The 18,320-nt window shown below is 66.1% G+C and carries 17 protein-coding genes; 8 read left to right on the forward strand and 9 right to left on the reverse strand.

Going from position 1 to position 18,320, the window contains the following annotated elements; translation table 11 throughout:
• Positions 1 to 116: 116 nt before the first annotated feature.
• Both ubiB and ubiE read right to left on the reverse strand, forming a co-directional pair.
• Positions 117 to 1,691 (reverse strand): 2-polyprenylphenol 6-hydroxylase, encoded by a 1,575-nt coding sequence (gene ubiB / locus ACQR1Y_RS08590; protein WP_434858049.1) that lies wholly within the window; start codon positions 1,689 to 1,691, stop codon positions 117 to 119.
• Positions 1,688 to 2,449, reverse strand: a complete 762-nt coding sequence (gene ubiE / locus ACQR1Y_RS08595) for a bifunctional demethylmenaquinone methyltransferase/2-methoxy-6-polyprenyl-1,4-benzoquinol methylase UbiE (protein ID WP_434876301.1) — start codon at positions 2,447 to 2,449, stop codon at positions 1,688 to 1,690. Before ubiE ends, ubiB begins: the two co-directional genes overlap by 4 nt.
• 106 nt (positions 2,450 to 2,555) lie before the next feature.
• Here ubiE and mutM point away from each other — a divergent pair, with 106 nt between their 5' ends.
• Together mutM and ACQR1Y_RS08605 are read left to right on the forward strand one after the other, a co-directional pair.
• On the forward strand, positions 2,556 to 3,437 hold the full coding sequence (gene mutM / locus ACQR1Y_RS08600) for a bifunctional DNA-formamidopyrimidine glycosylase/DNA-(apurinic or apyrimidinic site) lyase (protein WP_434876300.1): 882 nt from the start codon (positions 2,556 to 2,558) through the stop codon (positions 3,435 to 3,437).
• Between the two features lie 62 nt (positions 3,438 to 3,499).
• Entirely contained in the window at positions 3,500 to 3,982 is a 483-nt protein-coding gene (locus ACQR1Y_RS08605; RefSeq protein ID WP_434876299.1) for a cyclic nucleotide-binding domain-containing protein, read from the forward strand.
• A 268-nt stretch (positions 3,983 to 4,250) separates the two neighbouring features.
• Here ACQR1Y_RS08605 and ACQR1Y_RS08610 read toward each other — a convergent pair whose 3' ends face one another.
• From ACQR1Y_RS08610 to ACQR1Y_RS08620, 3 genes are all read right to left on the reverse strand, one after another.
• A complete protein-coding gene (locus tag ACQR1Y_RS08610; RefSeq protein ID WP_434876298.1) occupies positions 4,251 to 5,054 on the reverse strand; it encodes an AAA family ATPase in 804 nt (267 codons plus the stop codon).
• Positions 5,055 to 5,478: 424 nt separating this feature from the next.
• Positions 5,479 to 6,267 carry a pentapeptide repeat-containing protein gene (locus ACQR1Y_RS08615; RefSeq protein WP_434876297.1) on the reverse strand — a complete coding sequence of 263 codons (789 nt, stop codon included), beginning with the start codon at positions 6,265 to 6,267 and terminating at the stop codon, positions 5,479 to 5,481.
• Between the two features lie 32 nt (positions 6,268 to 6,299).
• Positions 6,300 to 7,655, reverse strand: a complete 1,356-nt coding sequence (locus ACQR1Y_RS08620; RefSeq protein ID WP_434876296.1) for a peptidoglycan-binding protein — start codon at positions 7,653 to 7,655, stop codon at positions 6,300 to 6,302.
• 142 nt (positions 7,656 to 7,797) lie between these two features.
• Between ACQR1Y_RS08620 and ACQR1Y_RS08625 the strand changes: the two genes are divergently transcribed.
• Positions 7,798 to 8,601 carry a HesA/MoeB/ThiF family protein gene (locus ACQR1Y_RS08625; protein WP_434876295.1) on the forward strand — a complete coding sequence of 268 codons (804 nt, stop codon included), beginning with the start codon at positions 7,798 to 7,800 and terminating at the stop codon, positions 8,599 to 8,601.
• Positions 8,602 to 8,821: 220 nt separating this feature from the next.
• Here the strand turns inward: ACQR1Y_RS08625 and ACQR1Y_RS08630 are convergent, their stop codons facing one another.
• Positions 8,822 to 9,823 carry a 2-hydroxyacid dehydrogenase gene (locus tag ACQR1Y_RS08630; protein WP_434876294.1) on the reverse strand — a complete coding sequence of 334 codons (1,002 nt, stop codon included), beginning with the start codon at positions 9,821 to 9,823 and terminating at the stop codon, positions 8,822 to 8,824.
• A 345-nt stretch (positions 9,824 to 10,168) separates the two neighbouring features.
• Between ACQR1Y_RS08630 and ACQR1Y_RS08635 the strand changes: the two genes are divergently transcribed.
• On the forward strand, positions 10,169 to 10,717 hold the full coding sequence (locus ACQR1Y_RS08635; protein WP_434858058.1) for an SH3 domain-containing protein: 549 nt from the start codon (positions 10,169 to 10,171) through the stop codon (positions 10,715 to 10,717).
• A 99-nt stretch (positions 10,718 to 10,816) separates the two neighbouring features.
• On the opposite strand, the gene irrA is transcribed toward ACQR1Y_RS08635, so the two are convergent.
• Positions 10,817 to 11,290 carry an iron response transcriptional regulator IrrA gene (gene irrA / locus ACQR1Y_RS08640; protein WP_434858294.1) on the reverse strand — a complete coding sequence of 158 codons (474 nt, stop codon included), beginning with the start codon at positions 11,288 to 11,290 and terminating at the stop codon, positions 10,817 to 10,819.
• A 449-nt stretch (positions 11,291 to 11,739) separates the two neighbouring features.
• Here irrA and fabA point away from each other — a divergent pair, with 449 nt between their 5' ends.
• The 4 genes from fabA to ACQR1Y_RS08660 all read left to right on the forward strand — a co-directional run bounded on the left by fabA (position 11,740) and on the right by ACQR1Y_RS08660 (position 16,727).
• Positions 11,740 to 12,261, forward strand: a complete 522-nt coding sequence (gene fabA, locus ACQR1Y_RS08645) for a 3-hydroxyacyl-[acyl-carrier-protein] dehydratase FabA (protein WP_434858059.1) — start codon at positions 11,740 to 11,742, stop codon at positions 12,259 to 12,261.
• A gap of 76 nt (positions 12,262 to 12,337) precedes the next feature.
• Entirely contained in the window at positions 12,338 to 13,561 is a 1,224-nt protein-coding gene (gene fabB, locus ACQR1Y_RS08650) for a beta-ketoacyl-ACP synthase I (RefSeq protein ID WP_434876293.1), read from the forward strand.
• A gap of 150 nt (positions 13,562 to 13,711) precedes the next feature.
• Positions 13,712 to 14,512 (forward strand): enoyl-ACP reductase FabI, encoded by an 801-nt coding sequence (fabI, locus tag ACQR1Y_RS08655; protein WP_434876292.1) that lies wholly within the window; start codon positions 13,712 to 13,714, stop codon positions 14,510 to 14,512.
• A 283-nt stretch (positions 14,513 to 14,795) separates the two neighbouring features.
• Positions 14,796 to 16,727: an autotransporter outer membrane beta-barrel domain-containing protein gene (locus ACQR1Y_RS08660; RefSeq protein ID WP_434876291.1), complete on the forward strand. Its 1,932-nt coding sequence runs from the start codon at positions 14,796 to 14,798 to the stop codon at positions 16,725 to 16,727.
• Positions 16,728 to 16,766: 39 nt separating this feature from the next.
• Here ACQR1Y_RS08660 and ACQR1Y_RS08665 read toward each other — a convergent pair whose 3' ends face one another.
• A complete protein-coding gene (locus ACQR1Y_RS08665; protein ID WP_434876290.1) occupies positions 16,767 to 17,582 on the reverse strand; it encodes a hypothetical protein in 816 nt (271 codons plus the stop codon).
• Between the two features lie 150 nt (positions 17,583 to 17,732).
• Positions 17,733 to 18,182 (reverse strand): GNAT family N-acetyltransferase, encoded by a 450-nt coding sequence (locus ACQR1Y_RS08670; RefSeq protein ID WP_434858064.1) that lies wholly within the window; start codon positions 18,180 to 18,182, stop codon positions 17,733 to 17,735.
• Positions 18,183 to 18,320: the final 138 nt, after the last annotated feature.

Genomic DNA, 18,320 nt, shown 5'->3' on the forward strand with positions numbered 1-18,320 from the left:
GGGTGTGGCGGCCCTCACCCCAACCCTCACAGCGCGAGCGAAGCTCGTCGCGCCCCCGTGAAGAACGGGGAGAGGGAGCTCACCGTTGGCGGGGAGATGGCTCGACTCTCACCCGATCACAGCCTGAGCACCGCGAACAGGATGCCGATGAAGGTCAGCGCGATGACCCACAGCGCAATGGCGCGCCAGCGGCTCTTTTTGCCTTCGGTGCGGCCCATGGCGGCGATGGTTTCGGGCGACAGGCGCAGGCCGTCGCGGGTCATCGTTTCCATGTGCTCGAGCACGGCGGCGGCGCGGGCGGCGAGAATTGGCAGCGTGGCGGTGATGCGGGCGAGGTCGCCGATGCCGGTGACGGCGCCCTCGATGCGGCCAAGGGGCCCAAGATTGCGCTCGATCCATTCGCGGACCACGGGGTCGGCGACCTTCCAGATGTCGAGCTTGGGATCGAAGCCGCGCGCCACGCCTTCGACCACCACCATGGTCTTCTGCAGCAGGATCAGCTCGGGGCGGGTGCGCATGTCGAACAGGCCGGTGACCTCGAGCAGCAGGGTCAGCAGCTTGGCCATCGAGATCTCTTCGGCCGTGCGGTTGTGGATCGGCTCGCCGATGGCGCGGATGGCCTGCGCGAAATTCTCGACCGAATGATGCGGCGGGACGTAGCCGGCCTCGAAATGCACCTCGGCGACGCGGCGGTAGTCGCGGGTGATGAAGCCGAGCAGGATCTCGGCCAGGAAGCGCCGCTCCTTCATGCCGAGCCGGCCCATGATGCCGAAATCGACGGCAACCAGGCGGCCTTGCTTGTCCAGGAACAGGTTGCCCGGATGCATGTCGGCGTGGAAGAAGCCGTCGCGCAGTGCGTGGCGCAGAAAGCTCTGGATCACCTTGCGGCCGACATCGGGCAGATCGACATTGGCCTGGGCGAGGCGGACGTGGTCGTTCAGCGCGATGCCGTCGATCCACTCCATGGTCAGCACGGTGTTGGCGGTGCGGTCCCAGTCGACCGCGGGCACGCGGAAGTCCGGATCGTCCTTGATGTTCTCCGCCATCTCCGACAGCGCGGCGGCTTCCAGGCGAAGGTCCATCTCCATCGCGACCGAGCGCGACATCGTGTTGATGACTTCGACCAGGCGCAGGCGGCGGGCCTCCGACGAATGCGCCTCGGCCTTCTCGGCGACGAAGAAGAAGTCGGCGAGATCGCGCCGGAAGCGCGCCGAGACGTTAGGCCGGAGCACCTTCACCGCGACGGCGTGACGGACGCCGTCGCGCTCGACCTCGCCGCGATGCACCTGGGCGATCGAGGCGGCCGCGACCGGCGGGCCGAGCGAGGTGTAAAGCTGGCTGATCGGACGTTCCAGCGCGGTGGCGATGACGGCCTCCGCCTCGGCCTGCGGGAACGGCGGCAGCCGGTCCTGCAGGGATTCGAGATCGCGCGCCATCACGACGCCGACAACGTCGGGCCGCGTCGCCAGGAACTGGCCGAGCTTGAGATAGGCCGGCCCCATCCGCTCCAGCGCGCGCGACAGCCGCGGCCCGGACTTGGCGCCGGGGCGTTCGACCAGACGCGCGAGCTTCAGCGCGAGCTGGCCCGGCGGCGGCGCGAGGCTGGGATCGACGGCGCCGAACACGCCCTCGCGCGCGAACACGAAGGCGGCTCGGGCGAGCCGGGAGATATGAGTCAGTGCTGAGATCACAAACGCCAGCCGGAATGAAGCGCGACGATGCCGCCGGAGAGGGTCTGCCAGGAGACACGCGAGAAGCCGGCCGCCGAAATCATTTCGGCGAAAGCGTTCGGTCGCGGAAACTGGCGGATCGATTCGACGAGGTAGCGATAGGACTCGGCATCACCGGTGACGGCGCGGCCAAGCTGCGGGATCACGTTGAAGGAGAACAGGTCATAGAGCTTGTCGAGCCCGGGCACCTCGACGGTCGAGAATTCCAGGCACAGGAAGCGGCCGCCATGCTTGAGCACGCGATAAGCCTCGGCCAGCGCCAGCTCGATCTGCGGCACGTTGCGGATGCCGAAGGCGATCGTATAGGCGTCGAAGGAGCGATCGGGGAAGGCGAGCTTCTCGGCATTGCCCTCGACGAACGAGACCTTGTCGTCGAGATACTGCTTCAGCGCGCGTTGCCGGCCGACTTCGAGCATGTCGCCATTGATGTCGCAGACGGTCGCGTGGAAGCCGGCGCCGGCCTTCCTGGCGGCACGGAAGGAGATGTCGCCGGTGCCCCCGGCGACGTCGAGCAGCGCGAACGGCGCATCGCTCTTCGGCGGGTTCAGCGTGTTGATCATGATGTCCTTCCAGACGCGGTGCAGTCCGCCCGACATCAGGTCGTTCATCAGGTCATAGCGGGACGCGACGCTGTGAAACACGTCGTTCACCAGCGTCTGCTTCTCGCCCAGAAGCACGTCCCTGAAGCCGAAATGAGTGGTCTGGTCCGTCTGATCCATCACCCTTACTCCGATACGGCACCATAGCGCCGGTGCGGCCAAGGCGCTATCACGTCAGCCGGACAAGGTGAATGGTCGCACGACGCAAAAGGTGAAATGAACTGGGATGCCTGAGCTGCCCGAAGTCGAAACCGTCCGGCGCGGGTTGCAGCCGGTCATGGAAGGCGCCGTCATCGTCACCGCCGAGGCGCGGCGCGGCGACCTCAGATTTCCATTCCAGCCCGATTTTGTGAAGCGCCTGCAGGGCCAGACCGTCCGGGGTCTCGGCCGCCGCGCCAAGTATCTGCTGGCCGATCTCGGCTCCGGTGACGTTCTGCTGATGCATCTGGGCATGTCCGGCTCATTCCGGGTGATCAAGCCCGAGCACGAGGAGACGCCGGGCGAGTTTCACTATCCGCGCGGCAAGGACAGCGTGCACGACCACGTCGTGTTTCACATGTCTTCCGGCGCCGACATCGTCTTCAACGATCCGCGCCGCTTCGGCTTCATGAAGATCATCGGCCGCGGCGAGATCGACAACGAGCCGCATCTGAAGGGACTCGGGCCGGAGCCGCTCGGCAATGCATTCGACGCGGCGATGCTGGCGCGCGCCTGCGCGGGCAAGAAGACCAGCCTGAAGGCGGCGCTGCTCGACCAGCGCGTCGTCGCGGGGCTCGGCAATATCTATGTCTGCGAGGCACTGTTCCGCGCGCATCTGTCGCCGCGGCGTCTGGCCGCGACGCTCGCGACCAAGAAGGGTGACCCGACCGATCACGCCAGGCGCCTGGTCGAAGCGATCCACACCGTGCTGAACGAGGCGATCCGTGCCGGCGGCTCGTCGCTGCGCGACCATCGCCAGACCACCGGCGAGCTCGGCTATTTCCAGCACTCGTTCCAGGTCTATGACCGCGAGGGCGAGCCGTGCCGGACCGATGGGTGTGAGGGCGTGGTGAAGCGTTTCGTGCAGAACGGGCGGTCGACGTTCTGGTGCCCCAAGTGTCAGCGCTGAGGTGACGGCTGGAACGCCCGCGGTGCGCTTGTAGGGGCTGGGTGCGGGCGTATACTTGCGCCATGGCTGTCAGCTCGCCCGACCTGAAGGCATTCCTGCTCGCCACGCCGTTCTTCGGCGGCCTGTCGGACGCGAGCCTGGATCGGCTCGTATCCATGCTGGTCGAGCGTCGCTTCGAGGCGGGCGTCACCGTCGTCGCCGAGGGCGAGCCGGGACGCTCGATGTTCGTCGTTCACAGCGGCACGCTGGAGGTCAGCGAGCGTCTGGCGACAGGCGGCGTGATCCACATGTCGAATCTCGATCCCGGCGATTTCTTCGGCGAGATGACCTTGCTGGAGATGCAGAACAGGTCGGCCACGGTGATCGCGGAGACTTCGACGGTGCTGTACGAGCTGACGGCACGCGAGCTCTATGCGCTCTACAAGGCCGACATCCAGGCCTATGTCATCGTGATGCAGAACATCAATCGCGAGCTGTGTCGCCGCCTGCGTCGTGCGGATGCGCGCATCAAGATGCTGGAGATGCGAGAGGGCGGGGCAAGGTAGAGCTACACTCTCTCTGCTGGTACGGGACGTATCGCCATTGAGACGCTGGCATCGTGCAATGTGCTCAGTGCACCTCGCGCCGCCAGGGCGAAGCGAAGCTTCGCTGGGGCGGGGAGAGGTCGGATCGCATCATCAGATGCGATCCGGGTGAAGGGGGTACAGGTCTCACGATTAGCACCGCCGGTGCGGCTGCCCCTCACCCCAACCCTCTCCCCGCAAGAGCGGGGCGAGGGGGCATACCGCCTTTGCGGCGAGGGCTTCGATCTAATTAAAGGCCCGCCTTCCAGTTGATGCCGTTGTCGGCCCAGGTCGGGTAGGCGCGCGCCACCGGCAGCTTGGGCTCTTCCGGCTGCGGCGTCAGCATGATCGGGAATTCGACTTCCGCGTGCTCGCTGGCGTCCTTGAGTTCGCCGGCCTCGTGCATGACGTGATCGCCGGCGAGCTTGCCGGCGGTCCAGCGCCACAGGCTCTTGATCTCCTGCGCCGACTTGCCGCCGGCATCGAACTCGCTGACGCCGAGGCCGGCGGCGAGCGCGTCCTGGTGGTCGTTGCGCATCATGATGAAGGGCTGCGCCAGCACCTCGGCGATGTCGCGCGGCGCGTCGGCGTCGAGCGCCGTGGTCGCGTCGCTGATGCGATGGCCGCCGCGGATTGGCGCCTGGTTGAGCACGAAGGCGAACGGCTTGCGCCAGGCTCTGACGACGCTGAGCGTCGGCGCCGTGGCCTCGATGTCGGCGACGCTCGGCCGCGCCGGGATCAGGCAGAGATCGCAATAGCGGATTGCGGCCGTGCTCGATGCGGTGATGCCCGCGCCGGTGTCGATCACGCAGACGGTGACGCCGTCGCGCGCCAGCGCCTCGAGGCGCGGCTCGATCATCTTGGCATCGTAGACGGCTTCGACGATCGGCTCGCCGGCGCTGCGGCGCGCCTGCCATTTCGTCAGCGTGCCCTGGCGGTCGGTTTCGATCACGCGCACCTTGTGGCCGGCCTGCTGGGCCGCCACGGCGAGACCGATGGCGAGCGTGCTCTTGCCGCTGCCGCCCTTCTGCGTGGCCAAAACGATCGTGTACATCGGGAGACAGTCCTTCGGATGTTGACGGAACTTATGAGAACGCCAAAGCTGAGTGCATCGCGACCCGCGCAACGCAGAGCTATTCTCGCTCAGGACAGTCCCGGCCCGATCCGACTGTGAGAAGAGGGATCGCGGTGGTCCGAATCAGCACGCCGACAAAACTGTTCGAACTATCTCATGCGCGGCCTGTGATTGGACAGACCGTTTGACTACGGCGGGAGCCGTTCCGAGTTGATAGCAAGGTGCTAGGAAGAGAGCGGCACGGAGCCGCGGGCGATCGTTCGGCATCGCCGGGCATCGTCCCGCGCAGTCGCGATGCTGCACATGAGATCCCCGTCGGCCGCCGTTGGGCCCTTAATTTTTTCTAAAAGGACATGCTTAATTTAGCGTAAACGCCGGCCGCAGCGCACAGCGCCGGGGGCGGTCAGTCTTCGTCCGCGGAGACGTCGATGCCGAGGCTGCGCAGCAGATGATGCTGCTGGCTTGCGGAGACCTGCAGCCCCGAAAAGCTCTGAAGCGCCTGCAGGTCGAACCCGGACAGGTCGGCGCCGCGGAGGTCTGCGCCGGTCACATCGGCCAGCTGCAGGGCCGCGTTGCCGAGATTGCTCCCGCGCAGCGAGGCGTTGATCAGCGAGGTGCCCTGCAGTTCGGCGCCCGACAGGTCGCAGTCGAGAATGCGGAGCGAGGACAAGTCGGCCTCGCGCAGCACCGCATTGTCCAGCCTGCAGCGCTCGAACATGCCGGCCAGCCGGACCGCCTTCTTCTCCTTCGTCCCGCCCGGCAAGCGGAAAGCGAAGGCCGGTTTCTCGAAGGTGGCGCCGGACATCCGGCAATCGGAAAATGTGACGTCCCAGAGATCGCAGGCGTTGAAGGTCGCGAGCATCAGGTCACAGTTGCGGAACACCGCGCCACGCAGGTCGCAGAACCGGAACGTACATCCGGCGGTGCCTGCGGTGTCGAAGAAGCGGCAGTCCTCGAATTGCGCGCCGGACAGGTTCACATTGGCGAATTCGCAGGCGCTGAAGCGGCTGCGCGTCCATCGCGATGTCGCGAGATCGCCGCCGACGAAGCGCGTGACGGTCGCGCTGCAATCCTCGAACTGGGCCGACTCCGTCAGATCGTCGTCGAAGCTGAACTCCGACAGATCGACGCCAACGAGTCGTTCGTTCCGCTGCAGCGCGCGACGGATGGCGTCGTGATCATGCTCGGGCACTCAGATGAGACTCCGCATCGCAAAGGAATGGCCTACTTGCGGACGCAGATCACGCGCACCGTTGCCGCCCTGGCGTCGAGCGAACTGCCGTCGGGCTTGACGCCGTGGGCGGCGAGAAAGGCGCGCGTCGCATCGGCGTTCACCAGCACGGCCTGGGCCGCCGGCACGCTTGCCGCGCCCGCCACCACCGCCGGCTTCAGCAGCGCGATGCCGGCGAACTTGCCGTCGCCATCGAGCGCGGCGGCGCCGGAGAAGCCGAGACCCGGTGCGGGCGCGAGCGCGGTGTCGCTGACAAGCTGCGTCTTCACGATGCTGATCGCGGCACTTCCGCCCTGGCTCTGCGGATCGGCAATGCCGACGATCTCGATCGCTGATTTCGTCGCTCCGCCCGACAGCGCCAGCGGTTTGAGGCCGCGCGCGCCATAGACGCGCAGCAGCGCCAGTCCGCGCTCCTTGTCCTCGGCGATGCGCTCAGCGGGGCCGAGGGCCGGAATCGTGATTGCAACGCAGGCGTCGGTCACCTCGCGATCGGCGATGATGGCACCGTCCTGGCTGACGATGACGCCGGTGCCGTAGTCGACGCTCCGGCGCGGCGCCGGTTGGGCCGCGAGCGCGGCCGCGGGGAAGGCGGTGAAGGCGGTGGACATCGCGATCACCACCGGCTCGACGGTGTTCTCGGTCGCCTGGTCGTAGAGGATGGTCAGGATGCGCACCTCGTCGCCCTTGAAGGTGCCGCGAATGTAGAACTTCTTCAGGTTCTGAAGGCCCGACAGCACGAAGAAGTCCGGCTTCACGACGCTGTAGTCGACGGTGCGACCCGGCTCCTTCTTCTCGCGGTCGGCGAGCGCCGCCGTGGTCGGATTGGCCTCCTTGCGGCGCGACAGCACGACCTGCACGGTGCCGGTCGGCGAGCTCCATTTCGAGCCGTTGGCGTCGCTGCTCTGCTGCGGCACCAGCTTGGTCGGAATGCCCACACGCGCGCCGCTGGTCGGCTCGGTCACGAGCTTCCAGCCGACGCCCTCCTGCTTGCGGCGGGCGGTGTCGGCGAGCACGGCGCGCTCCTGCGGGTTCAGCACGCCGGTCGGTTTGCCGCCCTTGAGCTTCTGATACTCCTTGATCGCATTGACCATGCGCTCGCTGACGTCGCCGGTGATCGCGCCATTGTACTGGCCGACCCAGGCGAGATCGGATTGCAGCGCCAGCCGCTCGGCCTGGGACATCGCATTGGCGGTGTCGGCCGGCGCCTGGACGCCAGGACGGATCGGCTGGGTCGCGACTGGTTTGGGCTGGGCGCCCGGCAGCGCGCCTTGCGTCGGCGGCGTCTGGGCCCCTGCCGATGTGGTCGCGGCGATCGCGCAGATGAAGGTTGCCGTGGCCAGCCGTCTCATGACAAATCCCGCTGCTCTTGCCGCTGCCGTAAATAAGCACATCTGCTTGGTCGGTCACAATCCGGCGAGGGTTCAGTGTGGAGATGTCCAGTCTCCATGGGTCGGCTGACCGCGATCCGACAGCGGGAGGACGTGCGTAACGATGCTGAGCGATGAGGAAGTGGAGCGCTATGCCCGCCATATCGTGCTGCGCGATGTCGGCGGTCCCGGTCAGGCGGCGCTGAAGCGCGCCTCGGTGCTGGTGATCGGCGCGGGCGGTCTTGGCGCGCCGGCGCTGATGTATCTCGCCGCTGCCGGCGTCGGCACCATCGGCGTGGTCGATGACGACGTGGTGTCGCTGTCGAACCTGCAGCGCCAGGTCATCCATGCCACGCCGGATATCGGCAGGCCGAAGGTGGACAGTGCGGCCGAGCGGATCAACGCTCTCAATCCGCATGTGAGCGTCGTCGCGCATCGGACCTGGCTCAATGCCGACAACGCGCTCGATCTGATCGGCGGCTATGATCTCGTGCTCGACGGCTCCGATAACTTCGACACCCGCTATCTTGCCTCCGATGCCTGCTTCCTGGCCGGCAAGCCGCTGATCACAGGCGCGCTCGGCACCTTCGATGCGTCGCTGACCACGATCCGCGCGCATGAGCGCAATGACCAGGGCGCGTTCAATCCGACCTATCGCTGCCTGTTCCCGGAGCCGCCGCCGCCCGGCACGGTCCCAGCCTGCGCCGAAGCCGGCGTGATGGGCGCGCTCGCCGGCATGCTCGGCTCGATGATGGCGCTGGAGGCGATCCGCGAGATCGTCGGCTTCGGCGAAGGATTGGTCGGGCGGCTATTGATGCTCGATGCGCGCACCATGCGGTTCGAGACGCTGCGCTATGGCCGCGATCCCGCGAACCCGCTGAATGGGGATGGGCCGGTGATTGCGGATCTGAGCGCGCACCGGAAGTGACGCGCGGGCTTGAGCCGAGCCCGTCACCACACACTCCGCCGTCGTCCCGGACAAGCCCGTCGACGCAACGTGTCGGTGGGCGCCGATCCGGGACCTATACTCCGCGGCGGTCGTGATGGGTAAAAAGCCAACGGCCCGCGTGCCTCAAAACCACACCCTGGGGATATGGGTCCCGGCTCGGAGGCCGGGACGACACCGAGTGTGAGGTCGGCCGCGTGGCCTACAGCATGCTCGGCAGCACGCGGTCCGGCGGGCGGTGGTTGTCCAGGAAGGTCTTGATGTTGATGATGACCTTCTCGCCCATCTCGACGCGGCCCTCGATGGTGGCCGAGCCCATATGCGGCAGTAAGGTCACCTTGCCGGCCTTGGCGAGCCGCACGAGACGCGGGTTGACGGCGGGCTCATGCTCGAACACGTCGAGCCCGGCGCCGGCGATGTCGCCGGCTTCGACCAGCCGCGTCAGCGTCTCCTCGTCGATCACCTCGCCGCGCGCGGTGTTGACGATGTAGGCGTCCTTGCGGATCAGCTTGAGACGGCGCGCCGACAACAGATGGAACGTCGCAGGCGTGTGCGGGCAGTTCACCGAGATGATGTCCATCCGCGCCAGCATCTGGTCGAGGCTCTCCCAATAGGTGGCGCCGAGCTCGTCGGCGATGACGGGGGCGACCGGGCGGCGGTTGTGATAATGGATCTGCAGGCCGAAGGCGCGGGCGCGTCGCGCCACCGCCTGACCGATGCGGCCCATGCCGATGATGCCCAGGCGCTTGCCGCCGATGCGGTGGCCGAGCATCCAGGTCGGCGACCAGCCCGCCCAGTTCTTGCCCTCGGTGAGGATCGAGGCGCCTTCGATCAGCCGCCGCGGCACGGCGAGGATCAGCGCCATGGTCATGTCGGCGGTGTCCTCGGTGAGAACCTTCGGCGTGTTGGTGACGGTGATGCCGCGCGCGACCGCCGCGGCGACGTCGATGTTGTCGACGCCATTGCCGAAATTGGCGATCAGCCGCAGCTTGCAGTCGGGCTGATTGAGAATGTCGGCGGTGATGTGGTCGGTGACGGTCGGAACCAGCACCTCCGCGGTGCGCACGGCGTCGGCGAGCTGCTCCTGGCTCATCGGCTCGTCGTCGAGATTGAGGCGCGCGTCGAACAGCTCGCGCATCCGCGTCTCGACCGAGTCCGGCAGCTTGCGTGTCACCACGACGAGGGGCTTTTTCCTACCTGACATGTGCTGCTCTCATGAGATCCTTCAGACCTCATTAACCGGGTTCGCCGAAACTACCGTCGTCGTCTGAGAAGGGCGTGTCCCTGGACTGGTCGTGTCGGATCTCGCAGGTGGGCCGATCCGTCCCTGACAGGGGTTCGCGAGCGATTCTCAGGCGCTTCCTGGCCGCTTGTGTTCGGTCCTGTCTAGCAGAAGGCCGGGCCAAGACAAGAAGCCAACGGCGGGTCAGGAACCTGCGCCGCGGCAAGCCCTCTCTGTGCACGAAGGGGGGCAGCCCGGCGGTTCGATGGGGATCGGGCGAAGGATCATGGACGCGACCATGCGTCGATCCTTGCGAGGGAGAGTGAGTTGAGTTCAGTCGCGTTGGGACGTCTCGGTGCAGCCGCAATTGTCGTCGGCATTTTCTGCGTCAGTCTGCTCCACGGTTCGGTGAGCACCGGCGCTGTGGCCAAGGATTCGGTTCTCACCACGAGCGGCCTGCCTGTGCCGCGTTACGTCAGCTTGAAATCCGACCATGTGAACGTGCGCGCCGGTCCGACCAAGGACAATGACGTGGCCTGGGTCTACACGCGCTCGGGCCTGCCGGTCGAAATCACCGCGGAGTATGAGAACTGGCGGCGCGTGCGCGATTCCGAGGGATCGGAGGGCTGGGTCTATCACTCGCTGCTGTCCGGACGCCGCACCGCGGTCGTGACGATGAAGAACAAGGATGATCTGGCGGCGGTCTATGAGAGCGCGTCAGCCAGCAGCGCCGTGACGGCGCGGCTGCAGGCCGGGGTCATCGCGCAGGTCAAGAAGTGCACCAATGGCTGGTGCCGGGTGCTCGGCAACGGATTCGACGGCTGGATCGAGCAGCAGAGGCTGTGGGGCGTTTACGCGGACGAGCAGGTGAACTGAGGGGTGCAGCGCTGGCCGCCGCATTTCGGTCGGCGTCCAGACACGGAAAGGCCCGCCGGCAAGGGCGGGCCTTTCAAATGACCGATCTATCGTCGCGGCTCAGCGCTTCTTGCGCAGCCGCACCACCATGTCGATGCGCGCGATCTCGTAACCCTCCGGCGCTTCCGGCAGCTTCGACAGCGCCAGATGCTGGTCCGGAATGTCCACCAGCTCGTGATTGTTCTCGAGATAGAAGTGGTGGTGCGCGGTCACGTTGGTATCGAAATAGGTCTTGGTGCCGTCGACACTGACCTGACGCAGCAGGCCGGCGTCGGTCAGCTGGTTCAGCGTGTTGTAGACGGTGGCGAGCGATACCGGGACCTTGGCCAGGGTCGCTTCTTCGTACAGCATTTCGGCCGTCAGGTGCCGCGCACCCTTGCCGAACAGCAGCCAGCCCAGGGCCATGCGCTGGCGGGTCGGGCGCAGGCCCGCCGACTGCAGCATCTCGTTGACGTCATGCCACGGGCAGCCGTTCAGCGCCGGCTGGCGGCCGCTGCCGAGACCCTCCGGGGTCCCCCGGTCATGGCCACTCATCGAGGCGTTGTTGCTCACATCCACTTCGCGCACCACGAAATTCGCACTCATCCACAACCGATATAGGAAGAAACCCCGTCAGATGCAAGCTTATCGCAACTAACGTATCTAGAACGCCCCTAAACTGCATTTGTGGGGCGGTTCGTTGACCGGCCGCCGTGCCGCGTCGATTTACCCGGATACGCGCATTGACGCCGCAATCCCCTATGTTAGAGAGCGCCCGGACCCCGATTTGCCCTGCCATGGCGCGGTTGGCCGCGAGGGCCATGTCCGTGGATCCGAGCTGCGATGCGCTCGCGATTGGCTGGTCATCCCGTTGGGTGCGATGGTCCAGCCATCGTACCGAGCGGCTGGCTGTCCGGCCAGGGCGCGCGAGGGTCGACGCGCGGAAGCGGTCCACGTCGCGCGGCACCATTTCCACCGGGGATCGTTGAGAAAGGCCATCGAGCATGCTGGATCGACGCAGCGCTTATGAATACGAGGACCTGCTGGCCTGTGGCCGCGGGGAGCTGTTCGGTCCCGGCAACGCGCAGCTGCCGCTGCCGCCGATGCTGATGTTCGATCGCATCGTCGAGATCACCGAGACCGGCGGCGAGTACGGCAAGGGCGTCGTGCGCGCCGAGCTCGACGTCAAGCCGGACCTCTGGTTCTTCGGCTGCCATTTCAAGAACGATCCGGTCATGCCGGGCTGTCTCGGCCTCGACGCGATGTGGCAGATGGTCGGCTTCTTCCTCGGCTGGAGCGGCGGCGAAGGCCGCGGCCGCGCGCTCGGTCTTGGCGACTTGAAATTCTCGGGCCAGGTTCTGCCGACCGCCCGCAAGGTTGTGTACAACGTCGACATCAAGCGCGTGATGCGCTCAAAGCTGGTTCTCGGTATCGCCGACGGGTGGCTTTCGATGGATGGCGAGATTATCTATCGCGCCAAGGACCTGAAGGTCGGTCTGTTCAAGCAGGGCAACGCGCCGTCGTGAACCGTCGGGCGCATGCCGCAGACAGTGAAGCAGGCACGATCACCACAGAACATATGAGCAAGGCGAGGCGGACATCATGAGGCGGGTCGTCATCACGGGCATGGGCATCGTCTCATCGATCGGCAACAACACCCAGGAGGTGTTGGCCAGCCTGTATGAGGCGAAGTCCGGCATCTCCCGCGCCGAGAAATATGCCGAGCTTGGTTTTCGTTCGCAGGTGCAAGGTGCGCCGACGCTGAACCCGGCGGAAGTGGTCGATCGCCGCGCGATGCGTTTCCTCGGCGAGGGCGCGGCGTGGAATCACGTCGCGATGGAGCAGGCGATCCTCGATTCCGGCCTGGAGCCGACCGACGTTTCCAATGTCCGGTCCGGCATCATCATGGGGTCGGGCGGGCCGTCGACGCGCACGCTGGTCGAGGCGGCCGATATCACCCGCACCAAGGGCCCGAAGCGGGTCGGTCCTTTCGCAGTGCCGAAGGCGATGTCGTCGACCGCGTCGGCGACGCTCGCGACCTGGTTCAAGATCAAGGGCGTCAACTACTCGATCTCCTCGGCCTGCGCGACCTCCAACCATTGCATCGGCAATGCCTATGAGATGATCCAGTACGGCAAGCAGGACGTGATGTTCGCCGGCGGCTGCGAGGAGCTCGACTGGTCGCTGTCGGTGCTGTTCGACGCGATGGGCGCGATGTCGTCCAAGCACAACGATACGCCCGCCACGGCCTCGCGCCCCTACGATGTGAGCCGCGACGGCTTCGTCATCGCCGGCGGCGCCGGCGTCCTGGTGCTTGAGGAGCTCGAGCGCGCCAAGGCGCGCGGCGCCAAGATCTATGGCGAGATCGTCGGTTATGGCGCGACCTCGGACGGCTACGACATGGTCGCGCCGTCGGGCGAGGGCGCCGAGCGCTGCATGCAGATGGCGCTGTCGACGGTGAAGACGAAGATCGACTACATCAATCCGCACGCAACCTCGACGCCTGCCGGTGATCCGCCGGAGATCGAGGCGATCCGCAAGGTGTTCGGCTCGGGCGAGAAGTGCCCGCCGATCGCGGCGACCAAGGCGCTGACGGGCCACTCGCTCGGCGCCACCGGCGTCCAGGAGGCGATCTATTCGCTGCTGATGATGAAGAACGGCTTCATCTGCGAGAGCGCCAATATCACCGAGCTCGATCCGGTGTTCGCCGACATGCCGATCGTGCGCAAGCGCATCGACAACGCCAAGCTCGGCACGGTGCTGTCGAACTCGTTCGGCTTCGGCGGCACCAACGCGACGCTGGTCTTCAAGCACCTCGACGCCTAGGATTTTCGAACAGGATCGTTCCAACGGCATCATGGCCGGGCAACAGCGCGAGGCAACGTCTTCGCACCGATGTCCGGCCATCGGCTTGTTTGGCGGGCGGTCGTTTCAAGCTGCCAGGGCAGGCGCCCGGCATGACGAAGGAGACACATCATGCAGGGTCTGATGGCAGGCAAGCGCGGTCTGGTGATGGGCATCGCCAACGACCATTCGATCGCGTGGGGCATCGCCAAAACGCTCGCCGCGCACGGCGCCGAGATGGCGTTCACCTATCAGGGCGACGCGCTCGGCAAGCGCGTTCGTCCGCTCGCCGATGAGCTCGGCGTGAAGCACGTGCTGCCCTGCGACGTCGAGGATATCGCCAGCGTCGACAGCGTGTTCGCGAGCTTGCGCGAGGCCTGGGGCGGGCTCGACTTCATCGTTCACGCCGTCGCCTTCTCCGACAAGAACGAACTCAAGGGCCGCTACGCCGACACCTCGCGCGAGAACTTCTCGCGCACCATGCTGATCTCCTGCTTCTCCTTCACCGAGATCGCCAAGCGCGCCGCCGAGCTGATGCCGGAGAGTGGCGGCAGCATGATCACCTTGACCTTCGACGGCTCCAACCGCGTGATGCCGAACTACAATGTGATGGGCGTCGCCAAGGCCGCGCTCGAAGCCTCCGTGCGCTATCTCGCCGCCGACTACGGCCGCCGCGCGATCCGCGTCAATGCTATCTCGGCGGGTCCCGTGCGCACGCTCGCCGGTTCCGGCATCGGCGATGCCCGCTTCATGTTCGCGTTCCAGCAGAAGCACTCGCCGCTCGGCCGCGGCGTGACCCTGGAGGAACTCGGCGGCTCGGCGCTCTACCTGCTCTCGGAGCTGTCCGGCGGCGTCACCGGCGAGATCCACTACGTCGATTCCGGCTACAACGTCATCTCGATGCCGCGGCCCGAGGATCTCAAGGGCGAGTAAGCGCCGCCGGTCATCGACCGGACCGCTCCGCCGTCGGATGTCGCCGACGGCCGGCAGCGATGCGCCCAATTTTTCCCAGTTGAACGCGCCCGAAGGCTGCGGATAATCGCAGGCCATTTGGCACGCCCTCGCATTGCTGCCGTGCCGGCAGCACGACTCGCCGCGGGCGTGCGTCGGCTCCGACACCGGCGCGCGGTGGTCGTGCCGTCAGCCAGGCAAAGTCGTGGGGGCGATGATGCTGCATGCGATATCCTGCGTCGTCGCTCTGTGCGCGATGACTGCGATGACGTTCGGTGCGGGGTGCCCGGCACGGGCGCAGTCGAATGTCTGGGATTCCACGATCTCCAATACTAACTGGTATGTGCCGACAGCCCAACTGCTGGCCTACATGTCGCCGAAGACGGGTTTCAGCAACCCGATCCCGATCGGCGACCAGACATTGTGGACCTTGGGCACCGCGACCAACGGCGCCTTCACCGGGACCAGCGTCGCGCAGCTCAGGATTGGCCCGGCGCTGTTGACCGACACCTCGACGATCCAGGGCTTCGTGACGACCGCCGGACAGATCACCATGCTGTTCACGCCGACGGGTGGCGGCGCCGCGACAGTCGGGTTGGGCTATATGCGCTCGGTGAACGGCGTCACCAGCATGGAAATGCAGATGATCACCGGCGACACGCTGCTGGTGACGCATTGGGCCTATATGCTGCCCTACGATCCCGCCACCTTCACACCACCACCGTCGGCGCCCGTGCCGGCCAATTCGGTGCCGCAATGGGCGTGGACGGCCGGCACCCCCTGGCGCATCGCGAGCCCGGCGCTGTTCGGCACGCAGGCGCCCGGCCGGTTCGTCATCACCAACTATCAGAACGGCTATTTCTGGGGTGCGGGCGTGGCCCCGGTCGGCAGCGGCGCCGGCGCCTTTACGTTGCTCGGTTCGGTCACGCCCGAAGGCAGCGTGCTGTTCAACACGCTGTCGCGCGGCAATCTGACGAGCCTCTATGGCGCGGCCAGCGGCAACGCCTCCGGCGCGCAGATGGTCGCGTCGACCTATGATCTCACGGGCAGCCTCACCGGAAATTGGGCGACGATGTCGCTGATCCAGCCCTACGGCGAGACGCTGCGGGCCGCCGGCGGTCGCGTCGGCCTCGAAGCGGCTGACGCGCTGTACCGGCTGTCCATGACGCCCGCGGGCTGGAGCGGTTCGATGGTGCCGGGATTCGCCGCGCTCGACGGCCTCAGCGGAGCGTCGCTTGGCAATGCGGTGATGCAGACGTTGCCGGTGCTGACCGGCGCCGCCTCCCAGGCGACCTATGTGACGCAGCGCGAGGTCTGGAAGACGGTGGCCAACCGGCTCGACGGGATCGGCAGCCTGAGCGATGCGGCCGGTCGAAACGTCTGGATGCAGCCGCTCGGTGGCACCGCGCAACAGTCTGCGCGCGATGGCGTCCCGGGCTATCATGCCTCCGGTGGCGGCCTCGCGTTCGGCGCCGATGCCGTGATCTCGCCTCACGCCCTGATCGGCGGTGTTGCCGCCTATTCGCGCCAGACGATCACCGGAAGCGAGGACGCCGTCCCAAACCGCCTGTCGGTCTCATCCTATCAGCTCGGCCTCTACGGCGCCTACGCCGTCAGCCGCGACGTCGCGTTCGACTATCAGCTCGACGGCGGATACAGCGACAATGGCGAAAGCCGGTCGCTGAGCTTCATGAACGCGACCGCTGCGGGCAGCTATCGGTCCTATACCGGTCATGCCGGTATCGGCGCGAAGACGCGCATTCCGGTCCAGGACAAGGTCTGGCTCATCCCCACGCTCCGCATCGACTATGGCATCGTCAGCAGCGACGGTTACCGCGAAAACGGCGCCGGCGGATTCAGCCTCAATGTCGATGCACAACGCTATCAGAACCTCACGACCACCGCCGGGCTGAAGGCGGTCTATCAGATTGCCGAGAAGGTCCGGGTCACCGGAGATCTGGGCGTCGGCTACGATGCATTGAATCAACGGCTGAAGATCGGCGCGGCGTTCTCGGGCGGTGGAGACAGTTTCACGACCAGCGGCCTTGCCCTTTCGCCCTGGATCTACTCGGCCGGCCTGGGTCTGGTCGCCGCCGGCAACGACCGGCTCGATGTCAGTATCCGCTATGGTCTCAGCGCGACGCCGTCGGGACTGGTCCAGCAGTCGGGTTTTGCGACTCTCAAGATCAGGATATGACCGAGACCCGTTCGACGGTCGCCGGCCGACGAGACAGACTCACTCACGCCCGAAATAGGCCGGCAATCGCTGATCGAGGCGGAACTTGAGCATCGAACGCGCCATGTCGCGCAGCACGGTGTTGGTGGCGGCATCCGGCGGCGCAGCGGGAAAGTTGGCGTTGTCAACGTCGCCGGCGTGAGAGGGCGGGCCGACGCCCGACGTTAGTCGCGAGAGGAACGATTTCGAGCTCGTCGCAGGCTCGCGGGCTTCGAACGTCGTCCCGTCATACAGCTGGATGTCCATCATGACGAAGACGTGCGTGTAGCGCCCGAAGCCTTCGCCGCGATTGATGACACCGATTCCTGTCACCTCGTCATTGGTGGAGGGTTCGCTGTCGGTTCGACGGGTGACGACAAGATAGCGGGTGCAGCGCGCCGACTCCGCGAGCTTCCTGACAAGAGGAGCCAGCCTTCCATTCTCGGCTTTGATCGGCGGGGATTGATAGTAGGTGTCGAATGTTCCTTTGGGAACGATGAGACGGCGAACGCCGGCATCACCGGCAACGGCTCTCACCCGCGCAAAGACGAGATCGTCAAATCCCCAGGCTACCGGGACCTCCGCATAGTCATTGGTCATCCGGGTGAGGCCGTTCTTCTGCACCGTAAAGCTGTCGCCCAGCGCAGCGATCACGCCTGTGTCGCAAGGGCCGCTGTCGACAGCCGTCGGCGGTTTCGGCGTCGCCGTCTTGCCGGCCGGCTTCTTCGCGGCAGCCGGCGGTTTGGTCGCGGGAGCAGGTCCGGGTGGGACCTGAGCCAACGAGGGCTGAATGAGAGTGAAGGCGAGGAGGGCGACGGCGAGGCGACGAATCAGCATGAGCAACGCGGACAATGGTACGGTTCGAGAACGGCGGAGGCCGTCGGGAACCCAAGCCTAGTTCTCCCGGAACCGCCCGCGCAATGCCTTTCAGGCCACACGCGCAAGCGCGCGGTGGTGCGCGCAACGCGATCAGGCTCGGGTCAGGCTTCAGCTCTTCCAGCGATAATACTTCATCATCCGGCCGTGCACGGGATCGACTTCCGTTTTCTCCAGCACGAAGCCTTCGCGCTCGTACCAGCGCCATGCCTTCTCGTTGCCCTCGGCGCAGCGCAGCCAGATCTCGTCTGGCAGGATCTCCCGTGTGAACGCGAGCAGGCGACGACCGAGCGAGCGGCCCTGATAGGACGGCGAAATCATCAGCTGGTCGAGATAGAGCCGCTCGACCTGGATCGCGAGCATCGCTGCGAGCGTGCCGCCGTCGTCGGCGACATAGAGGCTCCAGCCGCCGGCCACCTCGCGCGGCACGCGCTGCTTCAGCAGGCCGAGCAACGTCTCGCTCGGATGATCCAGCCCGGTCGAGCACCAGCTCTCCATCCAGAGGCTCGCGATCGCGTCATACTCGTCAGGGCGGGCCGCGCGGATCATGAGCTCGGACATGGACTGTGACCTCCGGCAAGGCGATAGAGGCAACCTACGCGCTCTCATCCCTCATTGCGAGGAGCGAAGCGACGAAGCAATCCAGAGCGCCGGGAAGCGGCCATGGATTGCTTCGCTGACACCCGCAATGACGCGGCT

The organism is Bradyrhizobium sp. HKCCYLRH3099 (genome assembly GCF_051167855.1).
GTDB lineage: Bacteria > Pseudomonadota > Alphaproteobacteria > Rhizobiales > Xanthobacteraceae > Bradyrhizobium.